Below are 17231 nucleotides of genomic sequence, written 5' to 3'. Positions count from 1 at the left end.
AACCAAGTCAAGGCTGGGTCGTGCCTTACCCGAGGTCCGCATCGATGCGCTGTACGGTTGCTGCAACCGGCCGGTTCGTCTGGGCGGGCCGGGGCGCGTGCGGCCGGAAAGGATTACGGACTTCATGTCTTACAACGCTGTCGACAAATCCGGTGACGCCGACGCGACACCGGGAGCGGTACCCCCGGGAGCATCGCGTAAACCGGGACTCGATCGATTCGTCTTCGCCGCCACCGCGATCGGTGCGCTGGCCTTCGTCGCCTGGGGTGCACTCGACGACGAAAGCCTCGCCGCCGCGGCGAGTTCCGCCCAGAAGTGGGTCATCACCAACACCGGCTGGCTGTTCGTGCTGGTCGCCACCGCGTTCGTGGTGTTCGTGATCTGGCTGGCGGCGAGCCGCTACGGTCGTATCCCGCTCGGCGCCGACGACGAGAAACCCGAGTTCCGCACGGTCTCCTGGATCGCCATGATGTTCAGCGCGGGCATGGGCATCGGGTTGATGTTCTGGGGCGTGGCCGAACCGTTGTCGCACTTCGTGAATCCGCCGCCGCACACCGCCGAGCCGGGCTCACCGGCCGCCGCCGAGGTCGCGATGGCGACCACGCTGTTCCACTGGACGTTGCACCCGTGGGCGATCTACGCCGTCGCCGGCCTCGCCATCGCCTACGGCACGTTCCGGAAAGGCCGCTCGCAGCTGATCTCCTCGGTGTTCCGGCCGCTGCTCGGCCGCCACGCCGACGGTCTCGGCGGCCGCGCGATCGACATGATGGCGATCTTCGCGACGCTGTTCGGCTCGGCCGCCTCCCTCGGCCTCGGTGCCCTGCAGATCGGTGCGGGCATGGAGTTCAACGGCTGGGTCGACGGTGTCGGCAAGATCGGTCTCGTCGCCGTCATCTCGGGCCTCACCGTGGCGTTCGTGTTCTCGGCCGTCTCGGGTATCGAACGCGGTATCCAGTGGCTGTCCAACATCAATATGGTGCTGGCCCTTGCCATCGCGGCGTTCGTGTTCATCGCCGGGCCGACGCTGTTCGTGCTGAACCTGCTGCCGATCGCCCTCGGCGACTACATCGAGATGCTGCCGACCATGGCCTCACGCACCGGCGCCGGTGACGAGGCGATGAAGGCCTGGCTGTCGAGCTGGACGATCTTCTACTGGGCGTGGTGGATCTCGTGGACCCCGTTCGTCGGCATGTTCATCGCCCGCATCAGCCGCGGCCGCACCATCCGCCAGTTCGTCACCGGTGTGTTGCTGGTGCCGAGCGTGGTGAGCCTGCTGTGGTTCGCCGTCTTCGGTGGCGCGGGCATCGCCGAGCAGACCAAGGACCGCGCGCTCACCGAAGCCGACGGTTCGGTGGACTCGAACTTCGCCCTGTTCCACCTGCTCGACCAGTACCCGCTCACCTCGATCACCACCGTGGTGGTGATGATTCTGGTGGCGATCTTCTTCGTCTCCGGTGCCGACGCCGCCTCCATCGTGATGGGCACGCTGTCCGAACGCGGCAGCATCGAACCGTCGCGGTGGATCGTCATCTTCTGGGGTGCGGCGACGGGTGCGGTCGCGGCGATCATGCTGGTCATCGCCGATTCCGACAATCTCGGTGGCGCGCTGACCGGCCTGCAGGCACTGACGACGGTCGTCTCGCTGCCGTTCCTCGTGGTGATGATCGCGATGTGTTTCTCGCTCTACAAGGACCTGCGCGACGACCCGCTGATCGTGCGGGCCGACCGGGGCGCGGAGCTCATCGAGATCGCCGTCGACAAGGGCACCGAGTTGCACGAGGGCGACTTCGCTCTGGTCACCGAGCCCGCCACCGACGAGATCGTCATCGATCTCAAAAAGAAGGACCCCAGCGACTGACCAGTTACTTTAGGTTAGGCTGCCTTTCGTGAAATTGTCTGTGGGTCGGATCGGTCTGGTTTGTGTCACCGCCGCGGTGGCGAGCGTGCTCGTCGCCTGCGGCGAATCCGAGCAGGTCGCGGGTCCCGGCGCGGCGGCAGGCGGCGAAGGCCGCACCAGCTATCCGCTCACGCTGGACAACTGCGGTACCAGCGTCACCCTCGACGCGCCGCCGCAGCGGGTGGTGTCGCTGGATCAGGGATCCACCGAGATCCTGCTGTCGCTCGGGCTCGGCGACCGGGTCGTCGGCACCGCGTCCTGGACCGATCCGGTGCGCGACAACCTGGCCGAGGCGAACAAGTCGGTGCCGCGCCTGGCCGACAACGCCCCCACCTACGAGGTCGTCCTCGACACCGATCCGGACTTCGTCACCGCGTCGTTCGGTCGGCACTTCAAGCAGGGCGGCGTCGCCGATCGCGCCCGGTTCGCCGAAACCGGCATCGACACCTACCTGTCGCCCACCGATTGCGACAACGGGGTGAGCATCAACGGCGGCGGCAAGCGAACCAACCCGCTGACCATGGACTCGCTATACCAGGAGATTCGTGAGCTGGCGACGGTCTTCGATGTCACCGACCGCGGCGACCGGCTCATCGCCGAGCTGCGCAGCCGGGCGGACGCGGCCGTCTCGGGGATCACGAAGACGAACGTGTCGATGGCGTTCTGGTTCGCCGACACCAAGAGCCCCTATGTCGCGGGCGGTCTCGGCTCGGCGAACCTGCTCGCCACCACGGTCGGCGCGACCAATGTGTTCGCCGACCTCACCGACGACTGGCCCGCCGTCGGCTGGGAGACCCTGGTCGACCGCAACCCCGACGTGCTCGTCCTCGGTGACCTGCTCCGCAACCGTTTCCCCGGTGACCGGCTGGCCGACAAGACCGCCTTCCTCGAATCCGATCCCGTCACCCGCGACCTCGAGGCCGTCCGCGCCGAGCGCTACATCACGCTGCACGGCGCCGAGATGAATCCCTCCATCCGCGCCGTCGACGGCCTGGAGAAGGTGGCCGCGGGCCTGCGCGAACTGAAGGTGCCCAACTGAGTACCGTGCGCGAGCAGGCACGCACCACCCTCGGTCCGGTTCGGGAGCGTCCCCTGGTGCTCTGGACGCTGATCGTTCTCGGTGGGTTCGCCGCGCTCGCGGTGTCGATCCTGATCGCCGTCACCCTCGGCCCGGCCGACATCTCGCCGGTGAACGTGCGCGACGTGCTGCTGAACCACCTCGGGCTCACCGATGTCCCCGTGCGGGTGTCGAAGAACGCGATCGTGTGGGAGGAACGCCTGCCGCGTGCCCTGGTCGCCGCCGCGTGCGGTGCCGGGCTCGGCATCTGCGGTGTGATCATGCAGTCGCTGCTGCGCAATCCGCTGGCGGACCCGTTCGTCCTCGGTATCTCCTCCGGTGCGTCGACCGGCGCGGTGATCGTCGGTGTGCTCGGGGTGGGCGGGGCGGCGCTCGGGTTGTCGGGTGGGGCGTTCCTCGGTTCGCTCGTCGCGTTCGGGCTGGTGCTGCTGCTGGCCCGCATGTCCGGCGGCAGCAACGACCGGGTGATCCTGGCGGGCGTCGCGAGCACCCAATTGTTCTCCGCGCTCACCTCTTTCGTCATCTTCGCGTTCGCCGACTCCGACGAGACACGCGGCGTGATGTTCTGGCTGCTCGGCTCGCTCGAAGGGGTGCGCTGGGACGACGTGACGCTGTGCGCGATCGTCGTGCTGGCGGGCGCGGCGGTGTGCCTGTACTTCGCCTACGTGCTCGACGCCTTCTCCTTCGGTGACGATGTGGCCGCCTCGCTCGGCATCGCCGTCGCCAAGGTACGCATGCTGTTGCTCGTCGTGACCGCGCTCATCACCGCGACCCTGGTCAGCGTCGCGGGCGCGATCGGGTTCGTCGGACTCGTCCTGCCGCATGCGGCGCGGTTCCTCGTCGGTCCCCGTCACAGCCGGCTGGTTCCGGCTACCGCGCTGCTCGGCGCGGTGTTCATGGTGTGGGTTGACGCGATCTCACGGGTGGCCTTCGCGCCGACCCCGCTGCCCGTCGGGGTGGGGACGGCCCTGATCGGTGTGCCCGCGTTCATCGTCATTCTGTCGCGGCGAAGGAGTGTGCGATGACGCTGCACGCGCAGAACGTCACCTGGGACCGGGGTGGATCGCTCGTCGTCGACGGGGTGAGTCTCACTCCGTCGCCGGGGGAGACCGTCGGCCTACTCGGGCCCAACGGGTCCGGGAAGTCCTCGTTGTTGCGGCTGCTCAACGGGGTGGTGCGGCCGACCTCGGGCGTGGTGACCCTCGACGGTGACGACCTCGCCACCGTCAAACGCAGGCAGATCGCGCGAGCGGTCGCCGTGGTGAGTCAGCACGCCGACACCGACGTCGACATCACCGTCGCCGACGTGGTTCGCCTCGGCCGCATCCCGCATCGCGGCGCGTTCGGCGGCAACACCGCCGCCGACGAAGCCGCGGTGGCCGCCGCGCTCGAGCACACCGGGCTCACGGCGAAGGCGGACCGCCTGTGGCACCGGCTCTCCGGTGGTGAGAAGCAGCGTGTGCAGATCGCGCGGGCGCTGGCGCAGGAACCGCGTGAGCTGCTGCTGGACGAGCCGACCAATCACCTCGACATCCACCATCAGCTCGAATTGCTCGCCCTGGTCACCCGGCTGCCGGTGACCAGCGTGATCGCCCTGCACGATCTGAACCTGGCCGCGATGTTCTGCGATGCGGTGGTCGTGTTGAAGGAAGGCCGGGTCGTGGCGGGTGGTCCGCCGGTCGACGTCCTGACCGCCGATCTGATCGCCGAGGTGTACAACGTGCGCGCCGAGGTGATCACCGACGCGGCGAAGGGCCGGCTGTCCATCCTGTTCGAACCGGGGCCGGTCCCGGTCCCCGCACCCTGATCCGCGGTGCCGGGTTCGGGTCGGCCACTGCTCGACCGGTGGTCGCTGTCGCGTGATCTGGTCGCCGCGACTCCGGCGGTGCGATTGCTCGTGCTCACCCAGCTGGCGTTCAACGTCGGCTTCTTCATGGTGCTGCCGTACCTGTCGGTGTACCTGACCGAGGATCTCGGGCTGCGCGCGGCGTTCGTCGGGGCGGTGCTCGGATTGCGCACGTTCTCGCAGCAGGGGATGTTCTTCGTCGGTGGTTCGCTGGCCGACCGGTGGGGTGTGCGACCCGTGGTCGTCGCCGGCTGCCTGTGCCGCATCACAGGGTTCGTCGGCCTGGCGGCGGTCACCTCGGTGCCGGGCATCGTGGTGGCGACCGTGCTGATCGGGTTCGCCGGCGCGTTGTTCTCGCCCGCCGTCGAAAGCGCGCTCGCCACCGCGGCCGGCAGCGCGGGGCGGGCACGCACCGAGGCGTTCGCGTTGTACTCGGCATTCGGTCAGGTGGGGGCGTTCACCGGCCCGCTGCTCGGCGCCCTGCTGCTCGCCGCCGACTTCGCGGTGGCGTGCCTGGTCGCGGCCGGAGTCTTCGTGGTGATCCTGCTCGCGCATCTGCGGTGGTTGCCCCGCACACCCGGTGCGCACAGCACCTGGCGCGAGGGCTGGCGGGAAGTGCTCGCCAACAAGCGGTTCCTCGTGTTCGCGGTGGCGATGAGCACGCAGCTGATCGCCTACAACCAGCTGTATCTGCTGCTGCCGCTCGAGGTGGAGCGGGCGTGGGGTTCGCAGGCGCCGCTCGGCTGGTTCTTCGCGCTCTCGTCGCTGTTCGTGGTGGTCGCGCAGTTACCGGTGACCCGGCGGGCGCGTTCAGCCGCCGCCCTGCCGGTCGGGCTGCTGGTGATGGCGACCGCGTTCCTGGTGATGGCGGTGTGCGCGCCCGCCCGGTGGCACGGCGTGGCGGGGCTGATTCCGGCGGCGGTGTTCGTGCTGCTGTTGGCGCTCGGGCAGATGATCGTGCTGCCGGTGTCGCGGGACATGGTGGGGCGCATCGCCGGTGAGCGGCGGCTCGGGTCGTACTACGGGTTGCTCGCGTCCATCGGCGGGGTGGGTGTGCTGATCGGCTCCGTGGTCACCGGTGTGCTGATCGATCTGGTGCCCGGGGGGAGTGCGCCGTGGGTCGCGGTGGCGGTCGCGCTGTGTGCGAGCGCTGTCGTGCTGCGGCGCGGCGGTTAGGCGGCGAGCTGCTCGAGGGTCGCCGACAATTCGGTGCAGGCGTCGCGTAATCGTGTGCGGAGCAAATCGGCGGATTCGGCGACGGCGGCTTGGGCGCGCACGTATTCCGCACGGCCGTTAGGGGTTTCGACGCGGACCGGTTCGTAGCCGAATTCGCGCAAATCGTATGGACTGGCGCGCATGTCGAGTTCCCGTGCGGTGCAGGCGAGTTCGAAACAATCCAGCAGCAGATCCGAGGGGATCAGCGGGGCCAGTTTGAAACCCCATTTGTACAAATCCATGTTCGCGTGCAGACAGCCCGGCTGCTCCCGCCGCACCTGATCGGCGCGGGTCAGCGGCTCGGCATTGCGCCCCACCGCGTCCGGGGTGAAGAACCGGAACGCGTCGAAGTGCGTGCACCGCAACGACATCGACTCCACCACCGCATCGGTCCCCGCATGCCCCAACCGCAACGGCACCTGCTGATGGCGCACCTCGTCGGTGCGATACACCATCGCCCACTCGTGCAACCCGAAGCACGACAGCTGCGCGGGACGCGTCGCGGTAGCGGTCAGCAACCGCCCGACGAACTCCACCGTTTCCCGCCGCTTCACCAGATACGCCGGGTCGGCCGTGAACACGTCGTCGCCCACCCGGTGATACCCGCGGGCCCCCGCGTACTCCCGCGCTCCCCGCAAACCGATCCCGAACCCCGGATGCCACCGCCGCAGCTGCGCGGGCTTGTTCCCGTAGTACGTGAACAAGAAATCGATGACCGGATGCGCGGTCCCCGCCGCCCGCCGCTCCAGATACGGACCGACCAGCCGATCGAGTCGCTCCCGGTGTGCGGACGCGGCGGCCTGCCACTCGACCTCGGGCAATACCCGCAGATCGAGCGCGTAGTCCAGCTCGACGTGCTCGCTCACCCGACCATTCTCTCGCACCGATTCCGCGCCCCGAATCCAGACTCCGGGCCGTCGGCCTCCGAGTGTCCGGTGGTGCGGGTGCCTTGTCGGGTACTTAGTTGCATAGTACAAACAAGGAAATATATAGTTGTGTTCTGCAAGTAACTATCCTCGTGCTGGGAGTGACTATGGCGGTGTCCCCGGATGCGGCGCAGGGCCTGATCAGGGAGCTGTTCTTGATGGGCCGGGCGATCCGCGCCGCGTTGTCGCACCCCGAGGAAGGGGACCTGCTTCCCGGCGGCGTGGGCGTGCTGGGTTCGCTCGATGCCAGGGGACCGTGCCGTCAGGTCGATCTGGCCGCGGACTTGTGCATCAGTCAATCGACGCTGAGCAGGCACGTCGCCGAGCTGGTGAACTCCGGCAATATCGCTCGCCGCGCCGACCCACTCGACGGTCGTGCCACGCTCATTCACATCACCGACAAGGGTCGCGATCTGCTGTGGCGCGTTCGGGAGTCACGGGCACGGGGGTTGCGTGACGCACTCGCCGATTGGACCGAAGGCGAGGCCGAGCAGGCCACCGCGGTTGTTCACAAGCTCAGGGATTCCTTGGCGTCCGCCGCGCACCACACCGGGGAAAGCCGAACGGTTTCGTCAGAAAGTCAGGAAGTGGATGTCTAATTCAGTCGGGGCCCAGACCGGGCCCGCGCCCGCCCCGATGACGCATCGTCAGGTCCTGGAAGCCATGACGGGCCTGCTGGCAGCGCTGTTCACGGCGCTGCTCAGCACCACGATCGTGTCGACCGCGCTGCCGACGATCATCGGGGACCTCGAGGGGTCGCAGACCGCGTACGCCTGGGTCATCACCACGGCGCTGCTGGCCAATGCCGCGTCGACCCCGATCTGGGGCAAGTTCGCCGATCTGTTCAACAAGAAGCTGCTGGTCCAGTCGGCCATCGTCATCTTCGTCATCGGTTCGGTGATCGCGGGCTTCGCGAGCAACGTGCCGATCCTGTTGGCGGCGCGCGTCGTGCAGGGCATCGGCATGGGCGGCTTGACCGCGCTCGTGGTCGCGATCATCGGCTCCATCGTCTCGCCGCGCGAACGCGGACGGTATTCCGGTTACATGGGCGCCGTGATGGCGGTGTCGATGTCCGGCGGCCCGATCCTCGGCGGCGTCATCGTCGACAGTCCGCTCGGCTGGCGCTGGTGCTTCTTCGTTTGCGTGCCCCTGGCGGTCATCGCGCTCGTTCTGTTGCAGCGGACGCTGCGGTTGCCGACCGAACGCAAGGAGGGCGTCTCGATCGACTGGTTGGGCGCCGCCCTGCTGACCGCGGGTGTGTCGGTGCTGCTCATCTGGGTGTCGTTCGCCGGAAAGGCGAACTACTACGAGTGGTTCTCCCGCGAATCCGCCTGGTATGTCGGTTCAGGTGTGCTGTTGCTGCTCGCGACCGTCCTGGTCGAATCGCGAGCGAAGTCGCCGATCATTCCGTTGTCGATCGTCACCGAGCGCACCACCGGTCTGGCCATCATCGCCTCGATAGCGGTCGGTGTCGGCATGTTCGGGTCGACCACCTTCCTCGGGCAGTACTTCCAGACCTCGCGCGGCTACTCGCCGACGATGGCAGGCGTCCTGACTATCCCCCTGGTCCTCGGCATGCTCGTCGCCTCGACCGGTTCGGGACAGCTGATCACCCGGTTCGGGAAATGGAAGTCGTTCGTCGTCATCGGCGGCGGGTTGCTGGTGGTCGGGTTCGGGCTGCTCTCGACGATCGATCACGCCACCGATCTGTGGCTGGTCGGCACCTACATCGCCATCGTCGGGCTCGGCGTCGGCATGATGATGCAGAACCTGGTGCTGGCCGTCCAGAACACGGTGAGCGTGCACAATATCGGCGCCGCGTCCAGCAGCGTCGCGTTCTTCCGCACGTTCGGCGGCGCGATCGGCGTCTCGGTGCTGGGTTCGGTGCTGGCCACCCGGGTGAGCGAGCTGTCGGCGAAGGGTTTCGCCGAGCTCGGCGTGCCTGCCGGTTCTTCCGGTGGTGGCAGCCTGAATCTTCACGGGCTGCCCGCCCCGATCGTCACTGTCGTGCGCGCCGCCTACGGTGACGCGACCGGGCGGATCTTCCTCATTGCCGCGGGTGCGGCGGTCGTCGCACTGCTGGCAGTCGCCGTACTGCCGAACCGTCCGCTGCGTACCACGATCGACCTCGATCCCGAGCCCGAGACGAAAGATTCCGCGTCGCAGGGTGATCCGACCGATCCGCTGGACGCCGAACTAGCGGCGTTCGCGGATGCGGGCTGGGACCGAGAGCAGATGGGGGAAGGCGCCGAACCGGTACTGTCCGAAGCGACAAGTGGCGGACTGGTGGACGGTAGCGTCCGCCGCGAGGACGGTCAGGAGTTGGCGGGTGCGGTGCTGACCTTGATCGATCGGGGTGGTCGTCAGGTCGCGCGGGCGAGCAGTGACGCCGACGGCGGTTATGCGATCAACGCACCGACGGCCGGTGGCTATGTGCTGATCGTGTCGGCGTCCGGGCATCAGCCGACAGCGGTCGAAGTGTCTGTCGGTCGGCGCCCTCAGCGCGTGGATCTGACCCTCGTCGGCTCCGGTGAGGTGTCGGGTGTCGTCCGGACCGCCGACCACGGTTCGCCTCTGCCGGGTGCGACCGTCACGGTGACCGACCTGCGTGGTGAGGTGATCGGGGCTGCCGTCACAGGCGGCGACGGTACCTACGCGTGCCACGGCGTCGTGTCGGGTGTCTATACCTTGGTCGCCGCTGCCGAACACATGCGTCCCAGCGCGATCACCCTGAGCGTGCCCGCCAGTGGCGTGCTCCGCCAGGACATCGAGCTGTCCGCGACGGCGGTACTCACCGGATCCGCGCATGCCGACGACGGCAACCCCGTGCCGAATGCGCTGGTCAGCGTGCTCGACGCCGCGGGTGCAGTCACCGCGACCGCGCGCACCGACGAGAACGGCCGCTATGTCGTGGCCGATCTCCACGAAGGGCAGTACACCGTGATCGCCCGCGGCTATCCGCCGGTGCGGGATCAGGTGACAGTCTCCGGGCCCGAGGTCGTCCATGACGTGCGGCTCGCCTACGAGCCCGCAGCGGAGACTGTCCGATCCCGTTCGTAGGGTCTCTCGGAGTAGGCGCCGGATCAGTGAGCTGATTCGAGGTGGTGGAGGCGGTCGGGGTCGGTGAGGATGATTCTCGGGTCGTCGAGAGTGATCAAACCGTCCCGGTCGAACTCCTTCAGGGTCTTGTTCAGAGCGGGAACCGACGTGCCGAGCATGGCGGCGAGGGTGCGGTGCGGGAGGTCGATGGTGTTGTCGACCGCCTCGTCCAGGAGGAGTTGGTCGAGTTGGGTGGGTAGCGGACGCCCCAACATGTTGATGAGGCGGCCCTGACCTGCGGCGAGGCGCTTCGACACGCTGGTGAGCCAGCGGCGGCAGATGGCGGGATCGCCCAGGAGCGCTTCCAATTCGGGCGCGGGCAGGAACAGGCAGTGGGCGTCCGTGCGGGCGCGCGCGGTGTAGGGCGGTGGGGTTTCGAGCAGGATCGCCAGGTCGCCGGCGAGGTCGCCGGGGCGGAGCACGTCGACCACGGTGTGCTCACGATCCGTGTCCACCGACAATTCGATCAGCCCCTCCCGGACGAACCACACACCCTTCGGCGGCGCACCGGTGGAGAACAGCAGCGACCCCGCGGTCACGGATTCTGCCTCGAAACGATCAGCGAGCCGTTCGAAATCCTGCGCGCGCAGCGGACCGGTGCGATCGCGGCCGACGCACCGCGCCACCCAGGCCGCCTGCCGCAACCGATCGTCGCCGAAACCTTCTTCGCCCACCGCATGAACAAGGTGGGAAAAAGCCCGATGACTGTGGATCATTGCTCGCTCCTGTGCTGGTGCCGCAACTGCCGTCCCATCCACGATTATCCTCGCGCACCGGTGCGAATTCCTACGCCCGCGACGTTGCATTCCGTGACATACCAGCCGGGCCGACCGCCCGCGGGCGCGCCGACGCGGGATTGCTCATCCTGCGGCGGTGCCGGAACGCATGCCAGACTAGCGGCGTGGGCGCGATGGGGAACGAGAACGCTACGGCGAAACCGGACGCACAGCAGGGCCGCGACCGAGGCGAGGTGATCGGTGGCGGACTGCTGTGGCTGGCCAAATGGGCACTGTGTGTCGTCGCGATCGCGGCGGGCGCGTGGGTGCTCGGCACGATCGCGGGACGACTGTGGGTGGTGCTGTTGCCGGTCGCGCTCGCGGTCGTGGTGACCACGATCCTGTGGCCCGCGACCCGATGGCTCACCGCCCACCGGATGCGGCCCGCGCTGGCCGCCACGATCACCCTGGTGGGTTTCCTCGCGCTGGTGGCAGGAGTGATCGCACTGATCGTGCCGTCGGTCGCCGACCAGGCGCCGCAACTGGCGGACAAGGCGACCGCCGGTGTGAACAAGGTGCGTGACTGGGTTCAAGGTCCGCCGCTGAACATTCGCGACGAGCAGCTCGATTCCGCCGTCGACGCGATCGTCTCGCGACTGCAGTCCAGCGGCACCCAGATCGCCAACGGTGTCTTCACCGGCGTATCCACCGCGACGTCGGTCCTGATCACGATCTTCCTTGTGCTGGTCCTGGTGTTCTTCTTCCTGAAGGACGGTCCGCGCCTGCTGCCCTGGATGCATGTCGTGTGCGGCAACCGCAGCGGCCGTCACCTCGAGGCGGTGCTCGAACGGGTTTGGGGGACCCTCGGCGGGTTCATCCGCACGCAGGCGATCGTCAGCTTCGTCGATGCCGTCCTCATCGGCGCGGCCCTGTTCATCCTCGACGTGCCGTTGGCGCTGGTGCTGTCGGTGATCACCTTCGTCGGCGGTTTCATCCCGATGGTCGGCGCGTTCGTGGCGGGCGCGCTCGCCGTCCTGGTCGCGTTGGTCGGCAACGGTTTCACCACCGCGCTGATCGTGCTCGGTGTCGTGATCGCGGTGCAGCAGTTGGAAGGCAATGTGCTGCAACCGGTCCTGCAGAGCCGCAGCATGGAGTTGCACCCCGTGATCGTGCTGCTCGCGGTGACCGCGGGCGGCTCCCTCTACGGCATCACCGGCGCCTTCCTCGCGGTCCCGGTGGTCGCGATGATCGCGGTGGTCCTGCGCTATCTCGGCGAACAGATCGACGCCACGACCACACCGGATTCGGCGGAATGCGACACCGCGGCGAAGGCCGCCGTCCCACCCCCGGGCAAACCACCCGGCGACCCCGCCTGACCAAGGGCGACCTCGCGGGCTCGCCGGCCCCGACCCGGGCAGACCTGGCGACAACCCGTCCAACCTGTCTGATTTGTCGGTTGTTGTGGTGGCGACAACGACAGGCGCGAAACGGTGTCGGCGCCTACAGCCCGCTACCCACCACCCCGCCCTAAACTTTGTGCGTCAGGTAATCCAGGGGATGCCGCGGCGGCGAAAAGGGCATGGACACAACAGAATATGCCCTTTCCGTCCCTGCGGTCAGGCGCAGAGGGGAACTCGATTTGTCATCGATTCTGGACCGGAGCTTTCGCCCCGAGCCGTTCGATATGCGCGGAGCGGCAAGACAATTCGTGATCGACCAGGTCGAATCGACCGGTGCGGCGACCAGGAACGATTTCGATATCGACCGCATTGTTTCCACCGCACACGATCAGATCGGTGACTGGGATATCCGCAGCATGTCCGGCACGGCGTTCTGGCGCATCGTTTCCTGCTGTATCCGGCCGTAGTCAATTCTTCGCCGGAGATCGGCACGCGGGTTCAGCGGTCACCGGAATTCGGACGCAGCAGTGCGGCGAAGCCGAGAACAGCCATGAGCACCAGCCATATCGCCGATCCGAGTCCCGCGAGGATCAGTGTGCCCCACAGGATGATGAACGGCCCGTATTCGGCGACGCGGCCCCAATAGTCGCAGGGGCCGACGTCGCCCGGGATGGCGGCGCATTCCGGGTGCGCGTCGGCGGCGAAAGCCAGGGCTGCGAGGACCGAAAGCAGCAGGGCCCCAGCGAAGATGAGCGTCAGATGAGTGAGAGGTCGGGCGGGTGGCATACCGCCCGACCTTAGCGACTCAGGCGTGCGCTCGTGGTTGTCGTTCGATCCGCGGGGCACGGATGCGGCATACCACACGCGGCGGATGTGCGCGGGGTGGTCGCGTCCACCCCGCGCATGCCCGGTCGGGGACCGCGCTCACTCAGGCTTGCGGTGAGTCCCGTCGCGCACGGTACCGACGAACTCCTCCACGAGATCCTCGAGCGCGACGACGCCGACGGTGTTTCCGCGGGCATCCACCACCCGGCCCAGATGACTGCTGGTGCGGCGCAACCGGGCCAGCGCCTCGTAGAGCGCGGTGGTCGTGGTGACCGTCGGCAGGGGGCGGATGTCGGTGCGGGGGATCTTGGTGTCGGGGCCCGCGTTGTCGTCGGCGACCTCGTCGAGCACGTCCTTGATGTGCAGGTAGCCGACGAGCGAACCGTCGGCCGCGCGGACCGGGTACCGGGAGAACCCGGTCTCGGCCACGGCGGCTTCCACGTCGCCGAGGGTGGTTCCATCGCCGCGCAACGGCACCGAACGCGCGTCGGCCAGCGGCACCATCACATCACCGACGATCCGCTCGGAGGTGCCGAGTGCCTGGGTGAGCCTGCGGTGTTCCTCCTCGTCGAGCAGACCCTCCGACCGCGACTCGCCGATCATCTCGGCCAGTTCCACCGTGGACACCGTCGCGTCGAGCTCGTCCTTGGGTTCGATGCGCAGCATCCGCAGGGTGAGGTTCGCGGCGTAGTTGTAGAGCGCGATGAGGGGGCGCGCGATCCGCAACCACATCAGGTGGATCGGTACCAGCAGCAGCGCCGAGCGTTCCGGACCGGCCAGCGCGATGTTCTTCGGGACCATCTCGCCGAGCAGGATGTGCAGGATCACCACCAGGGTCAGCGCCAGCGCGAACCCGACGGGGTGCAGCAGTTGCTCGGGCAACCCGAGCAGTTCGAACGGCCGCTCGATCAGGTGCGCGATGGCCGGTTCGCCGACCCGGCCGAGCAGGATCGAGCAGATGGTGATGCCGAGCTGGGCGGCGGCCAGCATCATCGACAGGTTCTCGCCTGCCTCGATCACCGTCGCGGCCTTCTTCTTCCCCTGTGCGACAAGGGCTTCCAGGCGATCGCGACGGGCCGAGATGAGTGCGAACTCGGCCGCGACGAAGAAGGCGTTGCCCGCGAGCAGCACCACGGTGAGGACGATTCCGAACAGATCACCCATGGTTGTGCTCCCGTGCCGCGAGGTTCGCGTCGTCGACGGGCACCAGGCGCACCCGGTCGATCCGTCGTCCGTCCATCCGTTCCACCCTGGCCACCCAGCCACCCGCACCGCCACGCGATTCGGGCAGGACGACCTCGTCGCCGCCCATCGGGATGCGGCCGAGCTGGGTGAGCACGAGACCGCCGAGGGTTTCGTATTCGCCCTCGGGCGCGTCGTAGCCGGTCGCGCGGGACACCTCGTCGATGCGCAGCAGACCCGAGCAGTCCCAGCCGTCGCTGACCCGGCGCACGTCGCGTTCCTCCTCGTCGTGCTCGTCGCGCACGTCGCCGAGGATCTCCTCGATCAGGTCTTCCATGGTGACCATGCCCGCGGTGCCGCCGTACTCGTCGACGACGAGCGCCACCTGCATGCCGTCGGCGCGGACCCGTTCGAGCACCTCGTCGCCGTCGAGACTGGCGGGCACGATCGGTACCGCGACGGCGAGTTTCCCGAGCGGGATCTGCTTGCGCAGGTGCGCCGGATGGGTGAAGGCGTGTTTGACGTGGACGACGCCGAGGGTGTTGTCCAGGTCGCCGTCGATCACCGGGAACCGGGAGTACCCGGTTCGCGCCGAGGCGGCGATGAGGTCGGCGATGGTGTCGTCGCGGTCGAGCGACTCCACCTTCACCCGGGGGGTCATCAGGTCCTCGGCGCTGCGTTCACCGAACTCCAGCGAGCGGTCCATCAACTGGGCGGTGCGCTGATCCATCGCGCCGCGCTGGGCCGAGGTGCGCACCAGCGACCCGAGTTCCTGCGGCGACCTGGCCGAACGCAGTTCCTCGGCCGGTTCGATACCGAGCCTGCGGACCAGCCAGTTGGCGGCGTTGTTCAGGAATCGGATCAGCCATTTGAAGAACACGGAGAACCCGATCATCGGGCCCGCGGTGAGCCGGGCCGTCGCCATCGGCTTGGCGATGGCGATGTTCTTGGGTACCAGCTCGCCGTAGATCATCGACAGCGAGGTCGCCAGGATCAGCGCCAGCGCGAGCGCGACACCGGTCGCGGCGGCCTCGCTCAGGCCGATGCCGTCGAGCAGCGGCGCCAGCAGCCGTGCCAGCACGGGCTCGGCGATGAAGCCGGTGATCAGGGTGGTGATGGTGATGCCGAGCTGGGCGCCCGAGAGCTGGAACGACAGGGTGTTGTGCGCCTGTTTGACCAGTCGTGACCGGGTGTCACCGGAGCGCGCGGCCGATTCGACGGCGCTGCGTTCCAGGGCGGTGAGGGAGAATTCGGCGGCCACGAACAGGGCGGTACCGAGGGTCAATGCGGCGAAACCGAGCAGGCTGAGCACTGTCAGCACGGTGGACATCCTCAGCACCACCCATGCGGTGCGGGGACGAGACCAGTGGATCGGACGGACGCTGCGGAAAGGAGGACGCCGGGTTTGTCACCCGGCTCCGTAGAGGAGCCCTCCTGTGTGGCGCCCTTGGACGCGGGTGACAACTGGATCCTTTCGAGGTGGGAAAACGAGCTGTGCCGAGATCGGCAACTCCATAGTAATCCGTCGCCTCGGTTGATGTGTCAGCGGCGCGGCCGACCGGCGCTCGTGGGCGTCCGGTCGGCCGGTCGGTCACCAGCCGCTCGGCAGCGGCCTGCCCTCGGCGAACCCGGCGGCGGACTGCACACCGAGCACCGCGCGTTCGTGGAATTCGGGCAGGGTGCGGGCGCCCGCGTAGGTACAGGAGCTGCGCACACCCGAGCAGATGTGGTCGATGAGGTCCTCCACGCCCGGCCGTTCGGGGTCCAGGCGCATCCGCGAACTGGAGATGCCCTCCTCGAACAGTGCCTTGCGGGCCCGGTCGAACCCGCTGTCGGCGGCGGTGCGGGCGGCGACGGCACGCTTGGACGCCATGCCGAAGCTTTCCTTGTAGGCGTTGCCGTCGCGGTCGACGCGCAGGTCGCCGGGGGATTCGTAGGTGCCGGCGAACCAGGAGCCGATCATCACGTTCGACGCGCCGGCGGCCAGCGCGAGAGCCACGTCGCGGGGGTGCCGGACACCGCCGTCGGCCCACACGTGCACGCCGAGTTCCTGTGCGGCGGCGGCACATTCGGCCACCGCGGAGAACTGGGGGCGGCCGACGCCGGTCATCATGCGGGTGGTGCACATCGCGCCGGGCCCGACACCGACCTTGATGATGGTCGCGCCGGCCTCGGCCAGGTCGCGGGTGCCCTCGGCGGAGACCACGTTGCCCGCGACCAGCGGCAGCCCGAGGCCGAGATCGGCGACGGTGCGCAGGGATTCGAGCATCTTGGTCTGGTGACCGTGGGCGGTGTCGAGGACGAGGACGTCGGCGCCCGCGTCGGTCAGTGCCTTCGCCTTGGCGGCCACGTCACCGTTGATGCCGACGGCGGCGGCGACGCGCAGTTTGCCCTCGGCGTCGACGGCCGGGGTGTAGATGCCCGCGCGGATGGCGCCGGTGCGGGTCATCACGCCCGCCAGGGTGCCGTCGGGGTGGGTGAGCACGGCGAGTTGGGTGTGTGAACCGGCGAGCCGGTCGAAGATGTCGCGGGGCGAGGCATCGACGGGGGCCTGCACGAAATCGGTCTGGGCGATCTCGCGCAACCGCGCGAACCGGTCGACGTCAGCGCAGGCGGCCTCGGTGACCACGCCGACGGGTTTGCCGTCCTCGACGACGACCACCGCGCCGTGCGCGCGCTTGTGCATCAGCGCCAGCGCGTCGGACACCGCCGCGTCGGGGTCGAGGGTGACCGGGGTGTCGGCGGTGAGCGAGCGGCTCTTGACGAACGCGATGGTGTCGGCGGCCGCCGGGATCGGGAGATCCTGGGGCAGGACGACCAGTCCGCCGCGCCGGGCGACGGTCTCGGCCATCCGCTTACCGGCCACCGCGGTCATGTTCGCGACGACGAGGGGGATGGTGGTACCCGAGCCGTCGACGCTGGCCAGGTCCACATCGAAGCGGGACGCGACATCCGTCCGGTTCGGGACGAGGAACAGATCGTCGTAGGTCAGGTCGTACGGCGGCGGTGGGCCAGGAAGAAATCGCACTGTGCCGATGATAGCCGTG

The 17231-nt window shown here is 68.2% G+C and carries 15 protein-coding genes and 1 pseudogene; 10 read left to right on the top strand and 6 right to left on the bottom strand.

Translation table 11 applies throughout. The features are described 5' to 3' along the window. Positions 1 to 124 precede the first annotated feature (124 nt). The 5 genes from NCO8_RS02130 to NCO8_RS02110 are packed head-to-tail and all read left to right on the top strand — an operon-like array spanning position 125 to position 5997. Complete coding sequence (locus NCO8_RS02130) at positions 125 to 1858, top strand: BCCT family transporter (RefSeq protein WP_067635937.1); 1734 nt, start codon at positions 125 to 127, stop codon at positions 1856 to 1858. 28 nt (positions 1859 to 1886) lie between these two features. Continuing rightward, complete coding sequence (locus NCO8_RS02125) at positions 1887 to 2936, top strand: ABC transporter substrate-binding protein (protein WP_067635935.1); 1050 nt, start codon at positions 1887 to 1889, stop codon at positions 2934 to 2936. Between the two features lie 5 nt (positions 2937 to 2941). Then, complete coding sequence (locus NCO8_RS02120) at positions 2942 to 4000, top strand: iron chelate uptake ABC transporter family permease subunit (protein ID WP_084456379.1); 1059 nt, start codon at positions 2942 to 2944, stop codon at positions 3998 to 4000. After that, positions 3997 to 4782, top strand: coding sequence for an ABC transporter ATP-binding protein (locus tag NCO8_RS02115; protein WP_067635934.1), 786 nt, complete (start codon positions 3997 to 3999; stop codon positions 4780 to 4782). Before NCO8_RS02120 ends, NCO8_RS02115 begins: the two co-directional genes overlap by 4 nt. 6 nt (positions 4783 to 4788) lie before the next feature. Further along, on the top strand, positions 4789 to 5997 hold the full coding sequence (locus NCO8_RS02110; protein WP_067635932.1) for an MFS transporter: 1209 nt from the start codon (positions 4789 to 4791) through the stop codon (positions 5995 to 5997). On the opposite strand, the gene NCO8_RS02105 is transcribed toward NCO8_RS02110, so the two are convergent. Continuing rightward, positions 5994 to 6866, bottom strand: coding sequence for a 3-methyladenine DNA glycosylase (locus NCO8_RS02105; RefSeq protein WP_067636566.1), 873 nt, complete (start codon positions 6864 to 6866; stop codon positions 5994 to 5996). The genes NCO8_RS02110 and NCO8_RS02105 overlap by 4 nt on opposite strands. 203 nt (positions 6867 to 7069) lie before the next feature. Between NCO8_RS02105 and NCO8_RS02100 the strand changes: the two genes are divergently transcribed. From NCO8_RS02100 to NCO8_RS33040, 3 genes and pseudogenes are all read left to right on the top strand, one after another. Next, on the top strand, positions 7070 to 7561 hold the full coding sequence (locus tag NCO8_RS02100) for a MarR family winged helix-turn-helix transcriptional regulator (RefSeq protein WP_067635930.1): 492 nt from the start codon (positions 7070 to 7072) through the stop codon (positions 7559 to 7561). A 37-nt stretch (positions 7562 to 7598) separates the two neighbouring features. Continuing rightward, positions 7599 to 9107 (top strand): annotated as a pseudogene (locus NCO8_RS33045) (MDR family MFS transporter); the annotation flags it as partial. 90 nt (positions 9108 to 9197) lie between these two features. Further along, the gene (locus tag NCO8_RS33040) at positions 9198 to 10022 is read left to right on the top strand and encodes an MSCRAMM family protein (protein ID WP_245655235.1); all 825 of its coding nucleotides are present in this window, start codon (positions 9198 to 9200) and stop codon (positions 10020 to 10022) included. Positions 10023 to 10045: 23 nt separating this feature from the next. On the opposite strand, the gene NCO8_RS02090 is transcribed toward NCO8_RS33040, so the two are convergent. After that, positions 10046 to 10777, bottom strand: coding sequence for a Crp/Fnr family transcriptional regulator (locus tag NCO8_RS02090; RefSeq protein ID WP_067635928.1), 732 nt, complete (start codon positions 10775 to 10777; stop codon positions 10046 to 10048). A gap of 194 nt (positions 10778 to 10971) precedes the next feature. On the opposite strand from NCO8_RS02090, the gene NCO8_RS02085 reads away from it, so the two are divergent. Together NCO8_RS02085 and NCO8_RS31015 are read left to right on the top strand one after the other, a co-directional pair. Beyond that, positions 10972 to 12153 (top strand): AI-2E family transporter, encoded by a 1182-nt coding sequence (locus tag NCO8_RS02085; protein WP_067635926.1) that lies wholly within the window; start codon positions 10972 to 10974, stop codon positions 12151 to 12153. Positions 12154 to 12356: 203 nt separating this feature from the next. Beyond that, a complete protein-coding gene (locus tag NCO8_RS31015; protein WP_157104747.1) occupies positions 12357 to 12644 on the top strand; it encodes a hypothetical protein in 288 nt (95 codons plus the stop codon). 31 nt (positions 12645 to 12675) lie between these two features. Here the strand turns inward: NCO8_RS31015 and NCO8_RS02075 are convergent, their stop codons facing one another. The 4 genes from NCO8_RS02075 to NCO8_RS02060 form a co-directional block, all read right to left on the bottom strand. After that, a complete protein-coding gene (locus tag NCO8_RS02075; protein ID WP_067635922.1) occupies positions 12676 to 12963 on the bottom strand; it encodes a hypothetical protein in 288 nt (95 codons plus the stop codon). A 138-nt stretch (positions 12964 to 13101) separates the two neighbouring features. Next, the gene (locus NCO8_RS02070) at positions 13102 to 14166 is read right to left on the bottom strand and encodes a hemolysin family protein (RefSeq protein WP_067493807.1); all 1065 of its coding nucleotides are present in this window, start codon (positions 14164 to 14166) and stop codon (positions 13102 to 13104) included. After that, positions 14159 to 15514, bottom strand: a complete 1356-nt coding sequence (locus NCO8_RS02065; RefSeq protein WP_067493915.1) for a hemolysin family protein — start codon at positions 15512 to 15514, stop codon at positions 14159 to 14161. Before NCO8_RS02065 ends, NCO8_RS02070 begins: the two co-directional genes overlap by 8 nt. A gap of 261 nt (positions 15515 to 15775) precedes the next feature. Continuing rightward, complete coding sequence (locus NCO8_RS02060) at positions 15776 to 17212, bottom strand: GuaB1 family IMP dehydrogenase-related protein (RefSeq protein WP_067635920.1); 1437 nt, start codon at positions 17210 to 17212, stop codon at positions 15776 to 15778. Between the last annotated feature and the right edge of the window lie 19 nt (positions 17213 to 17231).

The organism is Nocardia coubleae NBRC 108252 (assembly GCF_001612805.1).
Classification (GTDB): domain Bacteria; phylum Actinomycetota; class Actinomycetes; order Mycobacteriales; family Mycobacteriaceae; genus Nocardia; species Nocardia coubleae.
This window is presented reverse-complemented; position numbering and strand designations above follow the sequence as displayed.